This window comes from Alteromonas sp. 4NH20-0104 (assembly GCF_057547795.1).
Map to the genome: position 1 here is coordinate 80,554 of NZ_BAAJLP010000004.1, position 22,702 is coordinate 103,255.

21 protein-coding genes are annotated in these 22,702 nt (G+C 50.3%); 6 read left to right on the top strand and 15 right to left on the bottom strand.

Features of this window, described 5'->3' with window-relative positions:
• Nucleotides 1-24 precede the first annotated feature (24 nt).
• From AC27IB_RS04100 to AC27IB_RS04115, 4 genes are all read left to right on the top strand, one after another.
• Complete coding sequence (locus AC27IB_RS04100) at nt 25-924, top strand: LysR family transcriptional regulator (RefSeq protein WP_487119121.1); 900 nt, start codon at nt 25-27, stop codon at nt 922-924.
• Nucleotides 925-982: 58 nt separating this feature from the next.
• A complete protein-coding gene (zntR, locus tag AC27IB_RS04105) occupies nt 983-1,405 on the top strand; it encodes a Zn(2+)-responsive transcriptional regulator (protein ID WP_296043817.1) in 423 nt (140 codons plus the stop codon).
• A complete protein-coding gene (locus AC27IB_RS04110) occupies nt 1,402-2,634 on the top strand; it encodes an SO_0444 family Cu/Zn efflux transporter (RefSeq protein ID WP_487119123.1) in 1,233 nt (410 codons plus the stop codon). The genes zntR and AC27IB_RS04110 overlap by 4 nt, the downstream gene beginning before the upstream one ends.
• Before the next feature lie 63 nt (nt 2,635-2,697).
• Nucleotides 2,698-2,856, top strand: coding sequence for a YqaE/Pmp3 family membrane protein (locus AC27IB_RS04115; RefSeq protein ID WP_105935811.1), 159 nt, complete (start codon nt 2,698-2,700; stop codon nt 2,854-2,856).
• On the opposite strand, the gene AC27IB_RS04120 is transcribed toward AC27IB_RS04115, so the two are convergent.
• The 5 genes from AC27IB_RS04120 to AC27IB_RS04140 all read right to left on the bottom strand — a co-directional run bounded on the left by AC27IB_RS04120 (nt 2,853) and on the right by AC27IB_RS04140 (nt 10,840).
• Nucleotides 2,853-4,397, bottom strand: a complete 1,545-nt coding sequence (locus AC27IB_RS04120; protein ID WP_487119125.1) for a tryptophan halogenase family protein — start codon at nt 4,395-4,397, stop codon at nt 2,853-2,855. The two genes, AC27IB_RS04115 and AC27IB_RS04120, sit on opposite strands and share 4 nt — an antisense overlap.
• A gap of 9 nt (nt 4,398-4,406) precedes the next feature.
• On the bottom strand, nt 4,407-5,903 hold the full coding sequence (locus tag AC27IB_RS04125; protein ID WP_296043808.1) for a tryptophan halogenase family protein: 1,497 nt from the start codon (nt 5,901-5,903) through the stop codon (nt 4,407-4,409).
• Nucleotides 5,904-5,917: 14 nt separating this feature from the next.
• Nucleotides 5,918-6,943 (bottom strand): cupin-like domain-containing protein, encoded by a 1,026-nt coding sequence (locus AC27IB_RS04130; RefSeq protein ID WP_296043806.1) that lies wholly within the window; start codon nt 6,941-6,943, stop codon nt 5,918-5,920.
• A gap of 20 nt (nt 6,944-6,963) precedes the next feature.
• Nucleotides 6,964-7,689, bottom strand: a complete 726-nt coding sequence (locus AC27IB_RS04135; protein ID WP_487119128.1) for a SapC family protein — start codon at nt 7,687-7,689, stop codon at nt 6,964-6,966.
• Between the two features lie 139 nt (nt 7,690-7,828).
• Nucleotides 7,829-10,840, bottom strand: coding sequence for a TonB-dependent receptor (locus tag AC27IB_RS04140; protein ID WP_487119280.1), 3,012 nt, complete (start codon nt 10,838-10,840; stop codon nt 7,829-7,831).
• A 788-nt stretch (nt 10,841-11,628) separates the two neighbouring features.
• Between AC27IB_RS04140 and AC27IB_RS04145 the strand changes: the two genes are divergently transcribed.
• A complete protein-coding gene (locus tag AC27IB_RS04145; protein WP_487119130.1) occupies nt 11,629-12,726 on the top strand; it encodes an ROK family transcriptional regulator in 1,098 nt (365 codons plus the stop codon).
• A gap of 7 nt (nt 12,727-12,733) precedes the next feature.
• On the opposite strand, the gene AC27IB_RS04150 is transcribed toward AC27IB_RS04145, so the two are convergent.
• Nucleotides 12,734-14,110, bottom strand: coding sequence for a GntP family permease (locus AC27IB_RS04150; RefSeq protein WP_296043803.1), 1,377 nt, complete (start codon nt 14,108-14,110; stop codon nt 12,734-12,736).
• 112 nt (nt 14,111-14,222) lie between these two features.
• Between AC27IB_RS04150 and AC27IB_RS04155 the strand changes: the two genes are divergently transcribed.
• Complete coding sequence (locus AC27IB_RS04155; RefSeq protein WP_296043800.1) at nt 14,223-14,762, top strand: gluconokinase; 540 nt, start codon at nt 14,223-14,225, stop codon at nt 14,760-14,762.
• Here AC27IB_RS04155 and AC27IB_RS04160 read toward each other — a convergent pair.
• The 9 genes from AC27IB_RS04160 to pabC all read right to left on the bottom strand — a co-directional run bounded on the left by AC27IB_RS04160 (nt 14,759) and on the right by pabC (nt 22,702).
• Nucleotides 14,759-15,754: a substrate-binding domain-containing protein gene (locus AC27IB_RS04160; protein WP_296043797.1), complete on the bottom strand. Its 996-nt coding sequence runs from the start codon at nt 15,752-15,754 to the stop codon at nt 14,759-14,761. The genes AC27IB_RS04155 and AC27IB_RS04160 overlap by 4 nt on opposite strands.
• Before the next feature lie 183 nt (nt 15,755-15,937).
• Nucleotides 15,938-17,401, bottom strand: a complete 1,464-nt coding sequence (locus AC27IB_RS04165; protein WP_296043796.1) for a serine hydrolase — start codon at nt 17,399-17,401, stop codon at nt 15,938-15,940.
• A gap of 56 nt (nt 17,402-17,457) precedes the next feature.
• Complete coding sequence (locus tag AC27IB_RS04170; protein ID WP_487119133.1) at nt 17,458-17,985, bottom strand: macro domain-containing protein; 528 nt, start codon at nt 17,983-17,985, stop codon at nt 17,458-17,460.
• A 13-nt stretch (nt 17,986-17,998) separates the two neighbouring features.
• A complete protein-coding gene (locus AC27IB_RS04175) occupies nt 17,999-18,562 on the bottom strand; it encodes a pyridoxamine 5'-phosphate oxidase family protein (RefSeq protein ID WP_487119135.1) in 564 nt (187 codons plus the stop codon).
• A gap of 5 nt (nt 18,563-18,567) precedes the next feature.
• On the bottom strand, nt 18,568-19,344 hold the full coding sequence (locus tag AC27IB_RS04180) for a TatD family hydrolase (RefSeq protein ID WP_296043790.1): 777 nt from the start codon (nt 19,342-19,344) through the stop codon (nt 18,568-18,570).
• Between the two features lie 10 nt (nt 19,345-19,354).
• Entirely contained in the window at nt 19,355-20,239 is an 885-nt protein-coding gene (gene holB, locus AC27IB_RS04185) for a DNA polymerase III subunit delta' (protein WP_487119137.1), read from the bottom strand.
• Nucleotides 20,233-20,853 (bottom strand): dTMP kinase, encoded by a 621-nt coding sequence (gene tmk, locus AC27IB_RS04190; RefSeq protein ID WP_296043785.1) that lies wholly within the window; start codon nt 20,851-20,853, stop codon nt 20,233-20,235. Before tmk ends, holB begins: the two co-directional genes overlap by 7 nt.
• Entirely contained in the window at nt 20,854-21,900 is a 1,047-nt protein-coding gene (mltG, locus tag AC27IB_RS04195) for an endolytic transglycosylase MltG (RefSeq protein ID WP_296043783.1), read from the bottom strand. It lies immediately after the preceding gene.
• Complete coding sequence (gene pabC, locus AC27IB_RS04200; RefSeq protein WP_487119140.1) at nt 21,875-22,702, bottom strand: aminodeoxychorismate lyase; 828 nt, start codon at nt 22,700-22,702, stop codon at nt 21,875-21,877. Before pabC ends, mltG begins: the two co-directional genes overlap by 26 nt.

Consider the following 22,702-nt stretch of genomic DNA (forward strand, 5'->3'; position numbering starts at 1 on the left):
TAAAGAAGGTTTCTTTCATTATTTATGAAAGAAACCGACCTCATTTTAATTCCGGAAACCCAGATGGATATAGCCGACCTTACCGTTTTTAAAGCAGTCATTGAGCATAATAGTGTTAGCCGGGCAGCTGAGTCGCTGCACCGTGTACCCTCTAACGTGACCGCTCGCATCAAAAAACTGGAACAGGAACTGAATGTTGAGCTTTTTCTGCGCACGAATAACCGTCTCACCGTTACTTCCGCAGGGCTCCGGCTGCTCGATTACGCCAACCAGATATTACACTTACACAAAAGTGCCCTGGCCGAATTAACCCAGGGAGAGCCCTCAGGATTACTCCGCCTCGGCTCTATGGAAAGTAGTGCTGCCTCGCGACTGCCGCTTATTCTATCGGCGTTTCATCAGCATTATCACGCCGTTCAGATTGAATTACTCACCATGGCATCGATGCCGCTTATTGACAAGGTGATCGATGGCGAACTGGATGTGGCAATGGCTTCGGATCCACCCGACGATCCCCGCCTCAACAGCGTGCGATGTTTCGACGAGGAGTTGGTCCTTATCATGCCCTCTGACTGGCCAGACCTAAACGACTTACCCGCCTCACTGACCATGGTAGGCTATCAAAAAGGCTGCTCTTACCGGCACCGCCTGGAAACCTGGTTTAAAAAGCATGGGCATACTTGCGAGCGAGTAATAGAAATCCCCAGCCACTTTACCATGATAGGCTGTGTTATAGCCGGTATGGGTATTGGTATGGTCCCGCGCTCCCTGCTGGCCCTGCACCAAACCGACGGGCTTAAAGTCGCAACCGTTGAGCCGGATATTGCCAGTGCGCCGACCTATCTGGTGTCGCGCAAGGACAATCCCTCCAGTGCCATTCACGCCTTTATTACCTGCACCGGGGATATTGTAGCGACTGTGTAACTGCGGTTTTTTTGCTATGCTTGACTCTGGAGCTAACTCCAGGGTTTACACTAACAGCATGAAGACAAAACATTACAAAATTGGCCAGTTGGCTAAGCTTACCGGACTAACCGTCGATACCGTGCGTTTCTATGAAAACAAAGGGCTGGTGCACGCGTCACTGCGCTCGGATGCCGGCTACCGGTTGTTCTCAAGCACCGACCTCGCCCGCTTGCAATTTATTAAGCGAGCCAAAGCGGTTGGATTTACACTCGATGAAATCAGCGAGTTACTGGAACTGCGCCTACACCCCGATGCGCACACCTGCGAAGAAGTGAAACAGGTAACAGCGCGCAAGGTTCAGGAGCTGGACGAAAAGATTGCGGAGCTGGAGAAAATACGCATGTCATTAAAAACCCTGCATACGGCCTGTTGTGGCGGCCCTGAAAGCGCCGAACACTGCTCTATCCTGCAGGCCCTCGATTCCATGGAGGCATCATGAGCGATATCGCCCTGTTAGCACAAAACTTTTTATTACTGTTTATGGAGTCAGCGCCGTGGTTATTGCTCGGCCTGCTGGTAGCCGGCGTAATGCATGAACTCGTCCCCATCAGTATGTTACAAAAACACATGGGCAGTGCCAGTGCCGGCGCCGTTGGTAAAGCAGCGGTGATTGGCGCGCCTCTGCCTCTGTGTTCCTGTGGTGTGATCCCTGCAGCAGTGGGGTTACGCCGCAGCGGTGCCTCAAAGCCCGCCACCGTATCGTTTCTGGTGTCGACCCCGGAAACGGGTGTGGATTCCGTTTCTGTGTCCTATGCGCTGCTTGGCCCGCTGTTCGCCATAGTCCGTCCATTTTGTGCCATCATCAGCGCTATCTACGCCGGTATGATGGTGAAGTGGTTCGATAAAGAAGCATCAGCAACCAGCAATGAGGCCCATGCTACACCGGCCGATGCACCCCAAAGCTGCTGTAGCAGTAAACCTGCCGTAGAAGAAACATCATCATCCTGTTGTAGCAGCAAGCCAGCTGAGCCGGTCAGAACGCCATCCTGCTGCAGCACTGAAAAAGCACAGGCGACACCAGCAAGTACGTCTTCTTGCTGCGACAGCGAAAGCAGCTCAGCCTCACATGCAAATAAACCCGGCTTTACAGACAAAGTCGCCGCTATCTGGCAATTTTCCAGTGGCAAACTGCTTATTGATATTACCGTCTGGTTGTTGATAGGTCTGGCGCTCGCCGCAGCAATTCAAACCTGGGTACCCACCGACTTTCTGACCATCTGGGGCGACGGTCTGGTGGCCATGCTGGTTATGGCGGTGATTGGGATTCCGATGTATATCTGTGCCACAGCATCAACGCCTATTGCGGTAGGCTTTTTAAGTGCCGGCTTATCTCCTGGTGCCGTGCTGGTATTTTTACTGGCCGGCCCGGCCACGAATATTTCAACCATGGGGATGATTGCTAAGGAAATGGGCAAACGAACCCTCATGCTGTATATCACAAGTGTGATGAGCGCCAGTATTTTGCTGGGTTACACCCTGAACCTGCTGGTGAGTCATTTTTCACTGCAGTCGTGGATCGCCCTGGGACAGTCGACCCATCAACACTCAGAGATCTCACCAATCTACGCACTGTGTGCTGTGCTTCTCGGTGGTTTAATGATTAGAAATGGCTGGAAGGCACTGCAACAAAAAATGACTAAGTCTTCCCAGGCCAGTTGCTGTCACTAATGACCACTAACTGGCAAGGCCCTTGCAACATCCATGGTTTTCTACACAAATAAGGTGAAAACCATGGATATTCTACGCATATTATTGTCAATTTTACTGCCACCGCTGGGCGTGTTTCTGCAAGTCGGTATTGGCGCGCAATTCTGGATCAATATTTTACTGACGCTGCTGGGCTATATCCCGGGCATTGTGCACGCGGTTTATATTATTGCTAAGCGCTAGCCCGCTTTAAGCCGGTTAAAATACTCCCGGTTTGTTGGCAACTGCGCTAACAGTTTATCGCCGTTATGCAAAAACTCCCGGCGCACCCGTTCGATTAGTGGTTTGCGCAGGCTGGTAATGCCACCCGGCTGCCAGTCATGGGAGCGAAACCCCATACCATACAATACGTATTGTTTACTGGCGGAGGAAAAAAGCTCCTGGCGCAGATTAGTTTCTAACAGGCCAGGCGGCTGACTTTGCCATAACTGCAACGCTTCCTGCAGGCTGTCTGTCCAGGATGCAGGATCGGCATGGGCCTGCCAATAGGGGCTGTCGCGGCGCTCACTTAACACATAATGCAGTTTGATGAAGTCAATAATCTCGCCCCACCGTGCGTCCGTCATTTCATTGTAGCGTTTACGAAGCACCGCCATGGCAGCCCGGCTGCGTGGCAGTTGGTCGGCTATCCATTCGGCCGACTTTTCAATCAGTACCAGCGCCGTGGCTTCCAGCGGTTCAACAAAACCAGCGGACACCCCGATTGCAACGCAGTTTTGTTCCCAGAATCGCGCCCGGTGGCCGGGGTCGAAACGGATGGTCCGCGACATTATCGCTTTCTGGCTTAAAGACTCGTCACTGCTGATATAAGCTCTTAACGCGTCTTCGGCCTGGGTCTCGGTAGTTAACTCGCTGGCAAATACATGGCCGATACCGCGGCGCGACTGTAACGCGATATCCCATACCCAGCCGTGAGGTTTTGCCGTAGCAACCGTACACGAGGCGATTGGCGTTTGGTCACTGGCATGGTTCACCTGGGCTGCCACTGCCGTGTCGTTAAATAAAATATGCCGTTTAGAAACAAAGGGAACGTTGTAATGCTGCCCGATTAAGCGCGCACTAAAACCGCTGCAATCAATAAATAAGTCACCTGCCAACGGCTCGCCTTGCGCCAGTTCAACAGCGGCTATTGCGCCATCGGGATGACTCTGGATGCCGGCAACATGGGCGCTTTTATACTGCACACCGAGTTGCTCCGTGCAATGACGATGAAGGAGCGCAACAAATTTATCGGCGCTTAAATGATAGCCGTAATTAAAGTTGTAAGCGTATTCGGGTAATTGGGGCATTTTCGGCGCCTGATAGCGCTCGCATGCCATGCCCTGGGCACAAACCCAGGATTCAAAGTCGCCCGGACAGCCTTCATCGTGCCAGGCTTCAACCAGATTAACCGCACCAAAACCTGCAGGAGCTGTAAAGGGATGGTAATACTTATCCTCACCGCCCTGCTGCCAGCCAACAAACTTTGAAGCCTGCTTAAAACTGGCCTCACATTCACTGAGGAACTGCTTTTCGGCAATGCCCAGCAAACGCAGCGTATCGCGCATAGTAGGCCAGGTTCCTTCACCCACGCCAAGGTTTTTAACGTCAGGCGATTCCACCAGTATGACCTCAGTGTGACGGTTCTCGCCAACCAGTGGGTTCTTGGCCGCAATAATGCCAGCGGTAAGCCAACCGGCGGTACCACCGCCTACAACCACAACCCGGGTAATATTCTTTTGCATGCCTGGCCCTTACTTAACCTGCTCGCCGGCAGGACAATACCGGGCAATAAAGTCGGCATGGGCGGGTAACTGGCCCAGTGCATTATTAACCGATTGCTTAAATGCACTGAGTTGCTGTTTTAAGCCGTCGGTGGGTAACATTCGACTTGCCCCGTGATGCTGTGCTGGCATCAGGCCCTGGCCCATCATTACCTGCACCCAGGAATCGACTCTGAACAGCGCCACGTCGTCTGGCCACACATAGCCATTTTGTGCAAAGATAGCCATGCGATGGGCTAAGGGTTCCGGAATATCCATGGTGCGGTAATGATCCCAGAAATCACTGTCATCACGTTTGGTCAGGTTGTAGTGCAGAATAATAAAATCGCGAATAGTCTCCATTTCTTTCTGCGTTTCACGATTGTACTGCTCTGCCAGTAGTTCGTGATCGCTGCTGAATGGGAATAACTTCATTAGTCGGATAAGCGCGGTGGTAACCAGATGTATACTGGTTGACTCCAGCGGCTCTAAAAAGCCACTGGCCAATCCAACGGAAATACAGTTCTTATGCCAGGCTTTTTCCCGTCGGCCGGTCTTAAATTTAAGATAACGGGGCTCGGTAAGCATTTCGCCGTCGAGGTTTTGCTTAAGGGTTGCCAGTGCTTCCTCGTCACTTAAAAAGCGACTGCTATAAACAATCCCGTTGCCCACCCGTGACTGTAGCGGAATGCGCCACTGCCAACCGGCTTTATGAGCCGTGGCGATAGTGTATGGTTTGGGCGCTTCGGTAGATTGGGTTTGAATAGCAATCGCCCGATCGGCAGCCAGCCAGTGACTCCAGTCTTCATATCCGACACCAAGATGTTCGCCTATTAACAGCCCGCGGAAACCGGTGCAATCAATAAACACATCCCCTTCGATCGCAATACCCGTATCCAGTGTCAGGCGGGTTAAGTTACCACTTTGAGGATCGGTATCCACCGACTGAATTTTACCCTCACAACGGGTAACACCGGCGGCTTCGGATTTCTTTCTAAGGTAAGCAGCATAGGCCGTAGCGTCGAGGTGGTAGGCAAAGTTAAGCGGCCGATTACCAATCTTAGTAGCAAACTTATTGGCTTTGGCAGCTTTTAATTCCAGGCAATAGTCTTCCAGACTATCCTGCTGACCATTAGCCGCGGCTTCCATCCAGAACTCGTGAAATTCGGCCATCCATGAACGCTGGCCGATTTCGCCAAAAGAGTGAATATAACTGTCACCGTCGTTTGCCCAGTTATCAAACTGAATACCCAGCTTAAAGGTGGCGTTTGTTGCGGCCATAAACTCTTGTTCGTTGATGCCCATCAGTTGATGAAAATTGCACATGGTAGGAATAGTCGCTTCCCCTACTCCCACGGTGCCAATCTGATCAGACTCAACTAACGTGATATCCAGCACGTTACCTAAACGGGTCACTAAACTAAACGCGGTTAACCATCCGGCAGTGCCGCCGCCGGCTACAACAACACGGGTTTTCTTTTGCGCCATCAATTTAAGCCTATTTATCGATTAAGGTTATTCAGTAACATTGCGCGTAAACGGCGCGCCGATAATTCATCCATCTGCGCCAGGGGGCCATGACATTCCACCGGCAAATGCTCGATGACTTTTTCGCCGTCACCAAACACATAATAGTCAAACAATGCCCGCCACGCGGCTTTTTCCTGTGCCGGTTTATCACGCAGCGTCAGCATGCCATGCATCAACACATCCATCGGGTTGCCCAAATAAGGTTTAGCGGTCATCCACCAAAAGTTAACCATCACATTAAAGCGGTCGAAAGCCCTGACTTCATGCCACCACATGCTGGGGTAATACAGTCCGTCACCGGGTTGTAGATCAGCAATGTAGGCATTTTCCAGCGCTGTTTTTAAGCGTGGGAATTTTTCAAAGTCGGGCTCATCAAGATTAGCGGTGGTAACCACCTGCCCACCGGGCGTTGGTGACAGCGGACCGGGATACAGATTGTCTACCTGTTCAGGCGGAAATAACGTAAACCGGCGTTTACCGAGCACACAACAGGCAATATTTTTAGGTTGGTCGAAATGCGCGGCGGCCACCGATTCGGTGCCGATCCAGATTTTGGGGACCGGCTGGTTACCGGCAAATTCCGGATGCTCAAAATTAAGCGTATTCATTTGGTTAAGTGTTGGCAAACCGTGGTCAAAGCGCAGGGAGTTTATGTAGAGGTATTCGTGCTCCTCACTGCTGAGGCCAGCTTTGATCTCGGCCAGCACGTCGCGCAGACGGGCTTTTTCACTTTGGTAATTAAATCCCGTGCAGGTTTCGTTGTAGCCAAACCTGGCGTTTATGGTGGCTGGCGCCCGATACACCAGCAAAGGATTACCGGCGTCATGTTCACCGAGCAAGTCCATCACCTGCTCCGGCGATTGCATTCCGGCCTCAACCAATGGCCAGTGTTTTACCAGCCCTTTTAGAATAACCGGTTTATTTAACGCAAAAAGATCGTCAAAAGGAATGTTGTCGGGTGAGATGCCCTCTAACACAAGTACCTGATTGGCCGTCATGGTAATGCGTCCTTAGTTAATTACAGTACTGCCGATTTAGCGTTCTTCAGTTCGATGAGACGCTGGAAGTTACCCATTGAAGACAGAATAAAAAATAAGGCACTAAGCATACCGTACTGATTGAGCCTGGCGAGTTGATTGCCGTCAAGTTCGCTAAGCTTTTGCTGATTAATCGTGTAGTAATTATTCAGGTTTACCTGCTCAACGTTACTCAGTTTGATCTGAATAGACACCGGCTCAAGTAAGTCCAGCTCATTGATTAAAGTAAACAACGTATGGTTGAATTGCGCGCCGGTTTCGATGGTTTGCAGGGCTGTTTTCACATACTGTAAATATTGCGATTCGCCGCCCATGGGCATAAACACCGCCTCCCCTTGAGAGGTATTAACCCGGGCATCGTCCATATCCAGGCATATTTTCGGATCGGTCGGTTCACCATTGTCATTTTTACTATAACCAATGCTAAACGGGCCGCGGGCCAGTAATGCCGGTACATAACGAGTCGTCCATCCGGTCGCGGATAAGAACAGGTTTTCATTTTTTTCCAGCCCCAGAATCGCGTGCAGCTGCAGCAGCTCAGAGTCTTCGGCGCGATAAATGAGGATGGGGAATTCTTTTTGTAATTCAGTGATCTCAGAGGCATAGATCTGACAACGATTTACGTTATCGCTAACGCTGTGGGTATCACTGACACTGATTTTGATATCGGCGTGATCAACGTTGTTTAAAACGGCAATATTAGACATAGGAAAATTCGCTAAATAGCTAAGAAGAAACTGTCAGTCTGCATCCTACCCTTAGCTGTGATGACAGGCAAATGCTGACTGGAATACAACAGGGAAATGCCTGACCGGCACAGGGGGCGCCGGTCAGGTTTTACATCACTTAGAACGTGTAACGCGCGTTCAGAACGTAGCGTCTGTCCAGTTCCTGGATAAAGAAGGTGTTGTTGTAGCTGCGTCCATACTGGCGCTGGCCTTCTTCAGTCAGGTTGATGATATCCATGCTGACAGTCAGATTTTCGCTGAACTCGTAGCTTACGTTAACGTCTACTTGCTCGTACTCGTCGATAAACAGCGGGTTACGAACAGAAGATACGCCACGGTTAACTTCGCTCAGGAACGAGTCACGCCAGTTGTAGGCAACACGCGCAGACAAGCCGTCCATTTCGTAAATCAGAACGATGTTAGCACTGTCAGACAGACCTTCCAGAGCAAACTGGTCAAGGGCTGGATCAGCACCTACGTCGTAACCGATATCACCGTCTACGATGGTGAAGTTAGCCTGATAACCAAAGCCTGACTCACCGAAGAAGTGCTGCCATGCTAACTCGTAACCAGAGATACGAGCGCTTTGGTTGTTCACTGGCTGAGTTACCTCAAACAGCATGTTTGGATCGCCCGCTACCGGACCAACACTGTAGTTTGCAAATACGTCATCTGCAAACGCCTGACCTTCCTCGAAGTCATCTGCGCCACCCGGGAATGCATCCGGGTTAGACAGCAGTGCTGTCATGGTGAAGTAGTTACGTTCTGTAACTTCGATACCACGTGATTCCAGTTCAGCAATCGCATCGCCAGAAACGGTGCCAGCCTGACCTGAAGTTGGGTCAAGTAAGCCAAACAGGTTTTGTGATACCTGTTGAGTACCTACGAAGTTATCTACGTCTTTACGGTAGTAACCCACAGACACCATGCTCGACTCACCGTAGTAGTATTCCAGTGACAGGTCGAAGTTGTTTGACTCCAGCGGATCCAGTGCTGCGTTACCGCGACTACCAGAACCCTGACCACCCAGGTAAGTTGGGCGGCTAGGCGCGCCAATGCTGGTTGCAGTGTACATCTGGTTGTAAGCAGGACGAGCCAGGGTCATGCTGTAAGAGAAACGGGCTTTTAAATCATCGGTCAGGTTAACTGACAAATCGATGTTCGGCAGCAGTGCCTCATAAGAGTGCTTCTCTGACAATGCATCGGTACCGCTACCCAGCTGGATACGGAAATCGTTATCTGATAACCAGATGATTTGCTCAGGTACTGATTGCAGAGAGATAGACTCAACGTCTGTCTTCTCATAACGTAAACCCACTACCAGGTTAGCTTCAAAGCCACCAATTTCGCCGTCCATTGTTGCCATACCGTAAAGTGACATGATGTCTTCTTTAACAGTGTTGTTGTCAGACGCAACGGCTGGCAGATCGCCTGGAGTGAAACCGTATGCCGGAGCAACGCCTTCTAACAGGTGTACTGCGTTACCAACGAACGATACGCTACCCAGAGGGATAGTGGTCGCGCCAGCGGGAACAGCCATAGCGTCTGCACCGGCAACGCCGCTCATGTCGTGATCTTCAAATGCACAGGCTGTACAACCGATTTCCAGCAGACCTTCAGGAATGTTACCTACATCAGATACACCCCAGCCACCCAGCTGTGCTTCAGTTTCGTAACGAACCTGGTTCATTTCAGTGCTCATGTAACCCACACCGAAATCAAGTTTGATATCTGAACCCTGATCCCAGGTACCGTCTAAACGGAACTGAGCAACGTCAGACGTCTGGTCAGAAGAAATCGCACGGGTAACCTGAGGACCTACGTCTGGCAGGTCGAAGATACCGTTATCGTTACCTTTCTGAGAATCGTCAACCACGATGCTCGCCTGTGGCATGCGCTGACCGAAGTCAACAGTCTGCCAACCCGCGGTTGCACCCGCTACGTTGAAACGAATTACGTTTTTACCATAGGGACCAGCACCGCCACTTTTTGCTTCCGCAACGTTCGCGTCAAAACGCAGGTTCAATGAATCATTTGCCCACCAGTCAACGTTAAAGCCAAATGATGACAACTCATCTTTTGCACCCATAACCAGGTTTTGGAAGAAGAAGTCTTTACCGCCATCAATGTCTTCAGTAAAACGAATAGGCGTAGCCACTACCGGGTTACCGTCAAATTCCATATCAGTGAACTGACGTGCAAACCAGATACCGTCAACCACTGAAGTTGACTGAATTTCGTTGCTGGCATAAGTCGCATCGGCAGTGATCGTCATTTCATCACTTGGAGCATACTGAACAGTCAGCATACCGTTGACACGTTCACGGTTATCGTGGTTAACACCTAAACCCAGGTTAGATGGCATAGCAACCAACTGTCCCTGATTTGGTGCATTGGTGACGTTAGCGCCCTGCACCAGACCAAAAGTACCTGGTGAGTTTACGTCCCAGTTATATAACTGATAGTTTTCAACACTCATGTGACGGCTACCAGAATCACGCTCCTGGTAAGAACCGAATACAGACACACCGAAGTTACCGTTATCGTTAACCCAGTTGGCCACACCGCTCATCTCAGGTGTTACGCCATCACCACTTTCGTCTTTAACGGCTTTAACCCCTACCGACGCACGGTTATCACCCTGTGCCAGTGGCTTTAATGTATTAATGTTGATTGTTGCACCGATACCACCTGAAGGTACCGCTGCGCGACCTGTTTTATAAACTTCAATGCCGCTAACACCTTCTGATGCCAGGTTAGAGAAGTCGAATGAACGAGTGGTACCAGACGCGCCCTGGTCGAGCGGGTTACCTGTAATAGAGGCAACGTTAGCGGCTGGCATCTGACGACCGTTCAGAGTGATAAGGTTAAAGTTACCACCAAAACCACGAACGGTTACTTCAGAACCTTCACCGTTTACACGGTTAATCGATACACCAGTGATACGCTGTAATGACTCAGCCAGGTTAGTATCCGGGAATTTACCCATGTCTTCAGCAGAGATGGCGTCAACAACACCTGTAGACTGACGTTTTACGTTCATTGATTGTGACAGACTGCCACGAACGCCGCGTACTTCGATCTTTTCAACTGTTTCCGCTTGTTGTGCCTGAACGCCTGTGGCGACCATCACATATAGTGCCCCGGATACAGCAGTTGCTAGCTTGCTTTTATAAAACATAATTTGGTTTCCAATGAGATTAACACTTTTTTAATTATTTGCGCTGTTGGCCTTAATCATCGCTTATCTGATACCCAACCGATTAACCGGTAATTAAGTGCAGGCTGACCCGCTATTGCCTAAACGCAGTGCTAAATTCAATACAGTTCTCTCAATCCGTATTGAACCGTTACAAGCGGTAAATCAGGTTAACCGTTTGTAACGCCCCATATGTATAGTTACATTTTCGTAACAATGCAAGCTTTTTGTAAAGCACCTTAACTAATTGATAAGATTTTAACACTTTTACCTTATGTGGTGTGATCTTTGCTTTGTACTTAGTCACTAAAAAGTTAATGAAACACCGTCATTCTAATCGATAAAATGTACAAAACTGATGAATATCGGCTATCAATTCTGTGTATATTAAACAGGTGTTTAAAGGTAAAATTGAGCCTTTGAATGCAGAACGCCCAAAAAGGAATTTAATTTATTATTATATTTCAGAAGCTTATATTTACTATTTATGGTTTAAGCATAGTGTTAATTTGTACAATACTGGATTTTGTGCCTGACTTATTATCAATTAGTGCAAAGCAGCACTCATTTGCTGGAAAAGCCTTTTAAGAATTTAAAAAGCAGGTATATTAACAAAACATTTTGCAACGATGATTTAACATACCGCGAACGGAACCATTTGTTGCCTAATGAAATAATAATCAAACTGAGCGAATCAGTAGAGAAATGTGTTAATAAAAATGAAACAAACAGACCCCCTACAACAAGGCACACCACTCGCTCTGATGACCGACAGGCAGTTTTTTCATTGTCTGAAAGAACATGGTCCAATGACGCGAGCCGCCATAGCCAAGAAAACCGGCATTTCCCGCCCGACGATTTCTGAATCTGCGCAGCGACTGGAAAAAAGCGGCCTGGTGGTAGAAACCACCAGAAAGACCAAAAACAAGCAGGGCCGCGCCGGTGTTATTTACGAAATTAACGCCGCAAAAGGGCTGACACTCGCCATTGCTATTGATGTGAAGCAGATCCAGTTAAGGCTGACTGATTTATCGCTGAAAGTGATCCGGGACCAATGTTTTTATATTGACCCCGGATGGCAGCAGGTGGAACTCGCCAACGCCATCCTGCGCTTTATTGGCCTTGCAGTACAAGACCAGTCATCCCCGCTACTGGCGATTGGTGTTTCAGTGGCGGTGCCGGTGAATTCTCAAACCGGTGAGATCCTGGCGTTACCCTACTCTAAATTCAGTATTATTCATGGCATTAACTTTAAAACGCTGCTGCAAGAGCATTTTGAATGCCCGGTCACTTTGGATAACGATGTAAACTGGGCCACACTGGCCGAGAAAACTCTGGGCATCGCTAAAAATGTATCCGATTTCGTCTTCATTTATTTTGGCGAAGGTATTGGCGCCGGGATTTATCTGGATAATCATCTGATTAGAGGCTCTACGGGCATCTCCGGCGAAATTGGGCATATTATGGTCAATAAAGACGAGAACCTGCAGGACTTTGTTTCTAATCATCACTTACAGCAAGCGCTGGAGGAAGGCGTGGAGTTAAGCCAACACCCCGCTATTGCACAAATCGGCAGTACATTGGCCACCATTGCCGCGGTCATCAACCCCAAAATGTTTGTACTGGGCGGACCAATGACCAAGTACCCGCAGTTTATTCCGGCGATTATTAAACAAATTCAGCCGCTGCTGTTTAATAAAGTCAGCTTTATTCCCAGCAATGCCCCTAACTATGCGCCTTTAAACGGTGTTCAGGCCGGCACTTATGAACTCGCTTTAAGCTCATTTGGCCTGCCCTCGCCCCCCGAGTCAGAATAAGCCAGCCTTAGAATACGGCGCTCAACAGGAGCGCCAGTACAAACGCGATTGAGCCTAATAAGGTTTCCATTACTGTCCAGGTTTTTAACGTCGTCTTTTCATCCATTTGCAGTAACCTCGACACCAGCCAAAAGCCAGAATCATTAAAGTGCGACAGCACTGTAGCACCACCGGCAATGGCAATCACAATACAGCATAAATCTACGGCGCTGAGGCCGGGGACCTGAGTCACGACCGGCGCAATCAATGCAGCGGTAGTGGTAAGGGCCACCGTGGCTGAGCCTTGTGCAACGCGCAAACAAACAGAAATCACAAATGCCGCCACGATTACCGGTAAACCGTTATCCACCAGTAACTGAGCAAAGGCATCGCCAATTCCCCCGGCCCGCAAAACGCCACCAAACATTCCCCCGGCGCCGGTAACCAGAATGACTGCGCTAAGCGGTCCGAGGGCATCATTGCAGAGTGCCTCGTATTGCTTACGGGAGAACTGTTTGCGAAATAAACCAAACGCCATCAGTAACGTTAACAGCAGTGCCACCGGCGTTTTGCCGAGTAACCGCAGTCCACTTAACAGTGAGGATTGTTCCGGTAACATTCCGGCCACCTGCAACGTATTAACCACCGTATCAAGACATATCAAACCAAACGGCAGCAGCAGCACCGCAATAACCCTGGCAAACGAAGGCTGCCACTGGCCAGTACCGTGGCTATCGTTGTTGGTAAACCACGCTGGCAATTCGATAGTAAATCGTTTACCGGCATACATGGCATAAAGGTAGCTCCCCAAAAACCACGTGGGGATGGCGATGAGCGTACCAATAATCAGCAACAGCCCGATATTAGCGCCCAGTAAATCAGCCGCTGCCACCGGCCCGGGATGAGGTGGAACAAAGGCGTGCATTACCGCAAATGCGCCCGCAGCGGGTAACACGGTTATTAAGGTTGATTGCTGTAAACGTCTCGCCACGCTCAGTAGAATCGGCATCATGACGATTAAGCCGGCATCAAAAAAGATGGGAAATCCGAACAACAGCGAAGTAATACCCAGCGCCAGCGGCGCACGTTCCAGACCAAACAGACTGATCATCCGCTGAGCCAGTACATCTGCCCCGCCGCTACTCTCAAGTAACTTACCAATCATACCGCCAAGGCCTACCAGCAGGGCCACTGCAGCCAGCGTACTACCAAAGCCCTGCATCATCACGGGTAACACGTCAGCGGCACCGATACCGGTCACCAGGGCGGTGATCAGACTCACCAGAATTAACGCAATTAGGGCATGCACCCGGGCCACAATAATCAGTCCCATCAGGACTAACACCATAGTCAGACCGGTTAACAGTAAGACAATATTGTCAGTTTGATTGCTCGCAATATCCATGGAATCTCAGTTTATTCTTAAATTTACTATTCACACAGGTCGAAACCCGGGCTAAAATGTTACGCATAACATTTAGCAGAACATTTTTTTAACAAGAACGCAAGCAGACTCTATGACAACAATCGATAAAAACGCTGCGCCCAGTTGCATTATAGTAATGGGCGTCAGCGGCAGTGGTAAAAGTACGGTTGGAGAACGTCTGGCTGAGGCTAGCGGGGCTCGGTTTGTTGACGGCGATGACCTGCACCCGGCCGAAAATATTGCCAAAATGTCACGCGGTGAAGCGCTCAATGATGACGACCGTGCGCCCTGGCTTAAACTCATTGCCGCCACAGCTGAAAAGAGCCTGGCCGCCAACATTCCGGTGGTCATTGTTTGCTCAGCGTTAAAAAAACAATACCGCGATGTATTCAGACAACATATCAGCCGTGTGCAATTTGTGTTTCTGGAGGGGAGTTTTGACTTGATTAAGCGCCGTATGGAAGCGCGCCAGGCACATTTTATGAAAGCCCGCATGCTGACCAGCCAGTTCACCACCCTGGAACGCCCCGACGAGCGGGAACCCGATGTTTACACTGCTGATGTGGAATTACCCATCGCTGACCTGGTTGCGGATATTCAGCGTCACCTGCCCTTCAATGCACAGGGTTAACTGAGCGATTCACCCTCGGTATAGGAATACCCCAGATCAAACAGTTTGTCTGAGGGTACCTTACCGTTTATCACGTCAATTAGCAGGCGGGCACTTTTAATCCCGATTGCCTGACGAGGGGTGACCACACTGGTCAGTTTAGGCTGCATAGTCAGCCCGATATCCAGGCCGTTATAGCCCATTACCGCCAAATCATCCGGTACCCGTATCCCTTCATTATTGCAATATTGCATTGCCCCAACGGCTAAATCATCGTTAGTACAAAAAATACCATCCACCCTATCAAAGGTATCCAGCGCCTGCTGTAGCAGTTTCATACCTTGCGAAAAACTCGACTGAAAAGGGGTTGCGACCGTTTGCGGAGTCAACCCCGCCTCCCACATCGCCTGCTCATACCCCTGCTGACGCAGCATGGTTCGTCGGTCCAGCCGGGCCGCCAGATACACAATATGTTGTTTGTTGCTGGCAATCATCCGGCTTACTGCATTAAAAGCTGCCGCTTTATGATCCAGTCCTACCACCATATCTATAGGCGCTTCCGGCAACTCCATACATTCCACCACCGGAATACCTGCCTGTTTTAACATGGTTCGGGTTCGATCGGTGTGTTCGGTTTCACAAAGAATCAGGCCATCCACCTGATAAGACAGCAGCATTTCAATTTTACGTTCTTCTACTTTAGGGTCGTAGCCTGAGTGGGCGAGTAAAATGTCGAAGGATTCTGAATTGGTGATGGTTTCGATGCCATCCACCAAAGCGGAAAAGACCTGGTTGGATAATGACGGGATCACCACGCCAATGGTGTGACTCAGAGACTTTGACATCAATGCAGGCGCGCGATTATGAATATAACCGGCGCTTTTTACCGCCTGAGCAATTTTTTCGCGCGTGGCTGGCGCTACCTTTTCAGGTGAACGAAAATAACGGGATACCGTCATTTTGGTAATGCCCAGCTGATCGGCGATATCTTGTAGTGAAGCGCGATTGGTCATAAATGTTAACAGATGTACAAACAAGTCGGACAAACATGTTACACGTAACATTTTACCGAGGAAACCTGAATTTTTGTCTTTCGGCGCCAGACTGACCGCTTCAAAGTGGTGCAGAGTGCTATCTCCGGTGACTTAATACCGGGCAAATGACGGTTGAAGACAGGTAAGGCTCCCCCTCTCTTTTTACTGCGTATCACCCAGTTGCAGCAATCTGGCGTGGCTATTCTCGCACCAAAAGCAATTTTCTGCGGGGCGACGCTTTATTGCCTGGTTGAATGCTTGTTTTGCCTGCTCATAGTGCTGGCTCACGTAATAGGCTTCTCCCAGGCTGTCCCATAAATTCCCATCGTCACCATACAGCTCTACATTGAGTAACAACAGCGCAATCGCGTCATTATAAAACCCCTGATCCATTAACCTTAGCCCGGCACGATTAAGCGTGCGTTTTTCGTCAATAACACTGGCAAAGGTTTTCTGCACCTGTGCTTTTTTATGTTCAGGTGCTCCGCTGGTCTGCAGCGACAGTCGCACAATGTCGCTGGTGAGACCGCTCTCAAACGCTGGCAAAGGTTCACTCTCAAATAAAAACTGTTCAATGAAATACGGCAAAGCCATGGTACTTTCTACCAGTGCATTCGACGCAAACAGGATCAGCGTCTGTTCGTCCGGAAACCAGCGAAAGTCAAAATAGTAGGTGCCGTTTGAGCCATTGTGACCGATAAAGGGCGTTTCTCGTGGGGTGGTCATTACCGCCCAACCATAACCATAATGGCTGGTGCCCTCCTCGTTTTCTGCTACATGTGGCTGAAAAAGCCGGTTGCGGTATTTCGCCGCCAGTACGGAATCATTCTGCAGCGCCTGAGCCCATAGGTACATATCGTTCATGGTGGACAGGATCCCGCCATTCCCTTTCAGTGGCCATGCGATAGCCCCATCCTCAAAGTACTGGTCACGGGTACTGCCGGTTTCAGCTTCGCCGTATAAATAGCCCACTGCCGCAGGCAGTTCAGTCAGCAGCGGTTTCAGGTAACCAGTGTGGTGCATACCGGCAGGTTCAAACAGCGCTTGCTGAATATAGGCTTCATAAGGCATGCCACTGGTCAGTTCGATCACCCGGGCCAGAATACTGTAACCGGCATTTGAATAGGCATAGCCCTCGCCTGGCGCAAAATACAGCGGAAGTGCAAACAACCGGTTAAAAAATGCATCGGTAGGCACGTGACTGAAATCGCCTTCACCCATGCCGTTAGCCACCCCCGCCGAGTGCGTCAGCAAATGATGTAAAGTAATGGCCTGTTTGTCTTGTGGCACATCGTCAAAAAACTCGCTGAGAGACATGTTGGTGGTGAGTTTACCTTCTTGCACCAAATGCATCACGGCTGCCGCGGTGAACTGTTTTGACACCGAGCCAATATCAAACAGGGTATCAGCAGAGATAGTGACAGTCTCTTTACGGTCGACCTTTCCATATCCTTGCTTAAAGCGAACCTCGCCCTGTTCGGCAATTAATACAGCGCCGCTAAACCCATTGGTTACCGAGGCCGTCAGATATCGATCCAATTGTTTCAACTCGCGGCTTTCTGCAGCCAGGCCCCACTGGCTGCTAAATAACAGCAGCACAGCTATGACAGTTTTAAATAAACGCATCACAAACTCCATTTCTGGTGATTTTTATAATAGTCGTCAGGGCAGCGCAAAAAGTTCTATTGTTGTTGCTGATGTTGCCTGATGGTTTGCCACTGAGAAACAAAACAGTCGTATAGTGTCTGGTCGAAGAGGTAAAAATCAATCTCAAGGGTGCCGGCAAATTGTAAACAAGCATTAATGGCCACCTGCGCCGCTTCCGGATGAGGGTAACCATACACACCACAGGATATTGCCGGGAAGGCCACCGACTGACAGCCATTTGCCAGCGCCAGCCGGCAACTTTGCTGATAGGCGCTGGCCAGTGTTTCCGCCGGATGCGGATCGCTGTGATATACCGGGCCAACGGTATGAATAACGTGTTTCGCGGCCAGGCGACCGCTGCCGGTAATGCGCGCTTCACCCGGTGGACAACGCACTCCATTCGTCGCCGCAACCGCTTCACAGGCTTTCAGCAACGCCGCACCGGCGGCCTGATGAATAGCGCCATCGACACCGCCGCCACCGAGCATGGCGGAGTTTGCCGCATTAACAATAGCGTCGGTGGTGGCGCGGGTGATATCGCCCAGCACAAAGCGAATAGCCATTAGTGTTTACCGATTAGGGAATAAGCGCTTTACTATGCCACTGCCCCTGCTGTTTTTCAAAAAACTGCCGCTGCTGCGGGTTACCGCGCAGATTAAGGTAATCCACGCTTTCCACCAGTAAGGTGAGTACACAGAAATGATCGGGCAAGACATCCGTATTAGCACTGTGATCAATGAGAGACTTTTTCGGGGCGGTGCGCTCGCTGCCGGGCTCGCCCCATAAAAACTGTTGCCGGGCTGCCACCGTCAGGCGCTGCCAGTGCTGTTCACATAACGACTCATCGGTATCCGGGGTATCTACCCTGCAACGCACCGCCATTCGGTATTGCTCGCGGGTTTTGGCAAAATACCAGCATACCGCAGCGTGGGGACTAGCCTGGAGTTCGGCGATCTTTTTATTGCGGGTATCGGTTACCACCCACAATACCGACTGCTGTTCATCAAACCCGCGACATACCACAGTGCGGTTATGCGGCAGGTCATCTTCGTCAACCGTGGCCAGTTGAAAGTAACGACTTTCCGGCATATCCCGGGTCTTATCCAGGCTTTTTAGCAATAACGCTGCCCAGTCACACATGGTGTTTAACCATTAACCTTAATACCGGAAAACAAGCGGTAAAAATTGGCAGTGGTGGCTTTGGCCAGCTCGCTCACACTGATGCCGCGCAACTCAGCTATAAACTCTGCGACTTCCACCACATAGCCGGGTTGGTTTGGCTTACCACGATGGGGTACCGGTGCCAGCCAGGGTGAATCAGTTTCGATCAGCAGTCGTTCAAGAGGAATAGCCTTGGTTACGGCCTGTAATTCAGCCGCAGACTTAAAGGTAACAATGCCGGAAATCGAAATATAGAAGCCCAGTTCCATGGCCGCCTGAGCCATTGGCAGATCTTCGGTAAAACAATGCAGTACACCAATGGTGTGTTCCGCTTTATATTGTTTAAGCAATGCAATGGTGTCTTCGCGAGCATCCCGGGTGTGAATAATAAGCGGCTTATGCGTATCATTGGCCACTTTGATATGATCGATAAACGACTGAATCTGGACCTCGCGGGTATCTTCACTGTAATAGTAATCCAGCCCGGTTTCGCCAATCGCGATCACTTTATCGCTGCTGGCAGCGGCCAGTAAGGTGTCATAGTCACAGGCATCTTCCTGGTGTAACGGGTGCACGCCGCAAGAGACAGACACATCATCAAAACCACTCACCGTACTGAGCATTTGTGGGTAATCTTTCACCGATACCGATACACACAGGAAGTGCTCTACTCCGCGTTGACGGGCAAAGGCCAGCGTTTGCGCCAGCTCTTCAGTATTTTGCTTTAAGCGGTCGAGATGACAGTGGGAATCTACAAACAAAAAAAGCTCCTTAGGCTTGTTTTAATAATGAAAAAATCTGACTCAGAAGTAAAACCTTGTTCACGCCGGGATGGCGTACCCTGACAGCATAATCAATGCAATGCTGATAGCGCTGCCAGTCTTCTTTACGCTGAGTTTTACAGTATTGATCATGATAATACTGCTGACACCAGTAAATCACCTGCTCTGCATGCTCCTGCCACTTTGACGCCACTTCTGTGACATCCTGATTATTTCCCAGCAACGCTTCCAAGCCGGTTAGAAAATCACGATAGCTTAGGGTGCTGTCGTCGGTTAACGCCTGAGCAACCCGCAAAGGCGCATTACCATAGGCATTGAGTAACGCCTGGTCAACTTCATCAAGGCCCTGGGAAGCCAGCCATTGAAGACTTTGACAGGCAGAAGGCGTGGCGATAACGTGCTTTTCACAGCGGCTCAGAATAGTAGGCAGTAATCCTGCAACACGATGAGTAAGCAACAGCAAATAGGTATTATCAGTGGGTTCTTCCAGTGTTTTCAGCAACGCATTGGAGGCTGACTCGGTCATGCGCTCGGCGGCCGGGATAATTAAAACTTTATGCCGGCCTATCTGCGCAGTGGTATTTAATTTACCAATAGCTTCACGAATGGCATCCACCCCAAGCTGTTTTTCGCTTTCCAGCACATACCGATCCGGGTGAGTTCCCGCGTCAATGAGCTTACAACTCTGGCATTGCCCACAAGGCCCCTGGGCTGTTGGTTGCAAACATAACACGGCCTGCATCAGCGCATCCGCCAATTGCCGTTTGCCCACGCCCTGCGGGCCACTAAGCAAAATACCGTGGTGCAGCGAACTCGACTGGAAACGCCGGACCAATTGTTGATAACGCTCGGTTAACCAAGGCAACGCTAGCATGAAAAATACTGCTCCAGAGTGCGCTGCACATCACGATGCACAGCCGCCATAGATTGCATGGCATCAATAGTCATAATACTGCTGTCAGCTGCAGCCAATTCGCGGTAGCGAGCCCGGGTGCGCTCAAAAAAGCCCAGCCCGGCAAGCTCTATACGATCCAGTTCGCCACGGCCTCGGGCGCGCTCCAGGCCCACCGCCGGCTCCACGTCCAGGTACAGGGTCAGATCGGGCTTAAAGCCCTTTAGCGTAATATCACTAAGCGCGGCCAGCGTGGTCTGGTCAATGCCGCGGCCACCGCCCTGATAAGCCTGTGAAGACAAGTCGTGCCGATCGCCAATAACCCAGGTGTCTGCCGCCATGGCAGGTTTAATCACATTGGCCAGCAACTGAGCGCGCGCAGCATACATCAGCATCAGTTCGGTTTCTTCAACCACATTTTCCTGCCAGTTTTGCTTTACGCAATTGCGGATTGCTTCTGCCATGGGCGTGCCGCCGGGCTCGCGTGTCGTGACAGTAGCAAAGCCCCTGGACTTAACCGCTTGTTCTACCAGTGCTATCACTGAACTTTTGCCGGCCCCTTCGAGGCCTTCAACGACAATAAACTTACCTGCCATCTATGGTTGTCCGTCCTTTCGGTTTAGCTGGAACTCTCGTACCGCTTGATTATGTTCTTCTAATGTATTGGAAAACTGATGACTGCCATCCCCCCGGGCGACAAAATACAGCTCCGAGGTCAGTGCGGGCTGCAAGGCCGCATCAATAGCCACCCGGCCAATCATGGCAATAGGCCCGGGAGGTAACCCTTTGTGTACATACGTATTGTAGGGCGTATCTTCTCGCAGGTGCTGCCGGGTCAGGTTGCCGTCGAAACGATCTCCTAATCCATATATCACCGTTGGGTCGGTTTGCAGCCGCATGTTCTGTTCAAGACGATTAACAAACACTCCGGCTATGCGGGCGCGCTCTGACGCCAGGGCGGTTTCCTTTTCGATAATCGATGCCATGGTTAATACATCAACCGGCGCCTCATAAGGCAAACCGGGCTCACGTTTAGCCCATTTTTTCAGCAAATAGGTCTGCATAGCAGCAGAAGCCCTTTTTAAAATTTCACTGGCGGGTGTCTGATTGGTGAAATGATAAGTATCTGCCAATAATAACCCTTCAAGGTGGGTTAACGGCGTGGTGCTGTATTGTTGCCACCCGGTAAGTAAGCTTTTTACCAGTGCCTGCTCTTTGGCTTCCAGATCGTTTTTGAGGCGTGGATGTGCGCTAAGCGTTGCCAGCCACTGCGGGTAGGTTTGTCCTTCAATCAGGCTGATATCAAACTGCACTTCCTCACCACGGGAGAGCAACTCAAACGCATCAGCCAGCGTTAAGGGCGGCTCAAAAGCATATGTTCCGGCCAGAATAGGCTGGCCACTATAAGCAAATTTTAGCCACAGACGGGCAGCAAGCTTTGGCATGGGAAGCCAGCCCTGCTGATCAAACCGCTGCAGGGTTTCAATAGCGCCTTGCCCGGCAACGAGTGTAAATAACCTGGGCTCTTCGAGCTTAAGCGGTTTGCCAAATTGCTGGTGCAACCAGCCCATGGCTGCCATAGCGCCGCCCACTACAATAATTAACCCTAACGCCAGTTTACGCAGCACCGTATTCTCCTGCATAAGCCGCCGCCAGAGCACTCTGTAACGACAGTACCGGCGCAATAGCCAGTTCCCGTCTGGACTCACCCAGCGTGAGGGTTTTCACCGGCACAATTTGCATCAGTGCATTGGATAAAAACATCGCGTCTACGTGTGCTATCTCAGTTAACTGTTGTTCGATAATGTTGATATCCGGACGGTGGTCGAGGATAAACTGCCGCATAACGCCATTAACGCCAGCCAGCGCCAGCGAAGAGGTAAACCACTGATTGCCGGTCTGCCAGAAGAGATTAGCGGCACTGGCTTCAATAACATTTTGCTCAGTGTCGGTCACAATGGCGTCGTCGAAATCGGTTCGCACCAGAGCCTGTTTAATCAACACCTGCTCTAAGCGGTTGGCATGTTTTAATCCGGCCAGCAAAGGTTGCCTGGCTAAGGTCACAGGCACAGTACCTACATGAATACCCTGATGTTGCCAGCTTTGATAAACAGCAGGCAAGTCGTGCCAGCTTACCGCAACGTTTACTGTTGGTTCGGCCAGTCGCGCATAGCCACGCCCCCCCTGCCCAGCGCCAATTAACACCTTTAGCACGCCGTCGCTGCGCGCTGCTAAAGCGGCCACTATGACCTTACGAATGGCGTCAGCGGCAACCGTTAAGCCAAGTGCCTGGCTGTCATTTACCAGACGATCAATGTGTCGATTTAACAGGGCAACCTTACCATCGGACACCTGCATAGTGGTAAACGTACCGTCACCATAGTTGGCCAGCCGGTCATTGAGGGCAAATTGTTGCAGTGGAGCCAGTCCATGGGTATCAGTCAT

Coding starts and splice junctions, on each gene's coding strand:
- AC27IB_RS04100 (WP_487119121.1), top strand. CDS start 25: ATGAAAGAAACCGACCTCATTTTAATTCCGGAAACCCAGATGGATATA.
- zntR (WP_296043817.1), top strand. CDS start 983: ATGAAGACAAAACATTACAAAATTGGCCAGTTGGCTAAGCTTACCGGA.
- AC27IB_RS04110 (WP_487119123.1), top strand. CDS start 1,402: ATGAGCGATATCGCCCTGTTAGCACAAAACTTTTTATTACTGTTTATG.
- AC27IB_RS04115 (WP_105935811.1), top strand. CDS start 2,698: ATGGATATTCTACGCATATTATTGTCAATTTTACTGCCACCGCTGGGC.
- AC27IB_RS04120 (WP_487119125.1), bottom strand. CDS start 4,397: ATGCAAAAGAATATTACCCGGGTTGTGGTTGTAGGCGGTGGTACCGCC.
- AC27IB_RS04125 (WP_296043808.1), bottom strand. CDS start 5,903: ATGGCGCAAAAGAAAACCCGTGTTGTTGTAGCCGGCGGCGGCACTGCC.
- AC27IB_RS04130 (WP_296043806.1), bottom strand. CDS start 6,943: ATGACGGCCAATCAGGTACTTGTGTTAGAGGGCATCTCACCCGACAAC.
- AC27IB_RS04135 (WP_487119128.1), bottom strand. CDS start 7,689: ATGTCTAATATTGCCGTTTTAAACAACGTTGATCACGCCGATATCAAA.
- AC27IB_RS04140 (WP_487119280.1), bottom strand. CDS start 10,840: ATGGTCGCCACAGGCGTTCAGGCACAACAAGCGGAAACAGTTGAAAAG.
- AC27IB_RS04145 (WP_487119130.1), top strand. CDS start 11,629: ATGAAACAAACAGACCCCCTACAACAAGGCACACCACTCGCTCTGATG.
- AC27IB_RS04150 (WP_296043803.1), bottom strand. CDS start 14,110: ATGGATATTGCGAGCAATCAAACTGACAATATTGTCTTACTGTTAACC.
- AC27IB_RS04155 (WP_296043800.1), top strand. CDS start 14,223: ATGACAACAATCGATAAAAACGCTGCGCCCAGTTGCATTATAGTAATG.
- AC27IB_RS04160 (WP_296043797.1), bottom strand. CDS start 15,754: ATGACCAATCGCGCTTCACTACAAGATATCGCCGATCAGCTGGGCATT.
- AC27IB_RS04165 (WP_296043796.1), bottom strand. CDS start 17,401: ATGCGTTTATTTAAAACTGTCATAGCTGTGCTGCTGTTATTTAGCAGC.
- AC27IB_RS04170 (WP_487119133.1), bottom strand. CDS start 17,985: ATGGCTATTCGCTTTGTGCTGGGCGATATCACCCGCGCCACCACCGAC.
- AC27IB_RS04175 (WP_487119135.1), bottom strand. CDS start 18,562: ATGTGTGACTGGGCAGCGTTATTGCTAAAAAGCCTGGATAAGACCCGG.
- holB (WP_487119137.1), bottom strand. CDS start 20,239: ATGCTAGCGTTGCCTTGGTTAACCGAGCGTTATCAACAATTGGTCCGG.
- tmk (WP_296043785.1), bottom strand. CDS start 20,853: ATGGCAGGTAAGTTTATTGTCGTTGAAGGCCTCGAAGGGGCCGGCAAA.
- mltG (WP_296043783.1), bottom strand. CDS start 21,900: ATGCAGGAGAATACGGTGCTGCGTAAACTGGCGTTAGGGTTAATTATT.
- pabC (WP_487119140.1), bottom strand. CDS start 22,702: ATGACTGATACCCATGGACTGGCTCCACTGCAACAATTTGCCCTCAAT.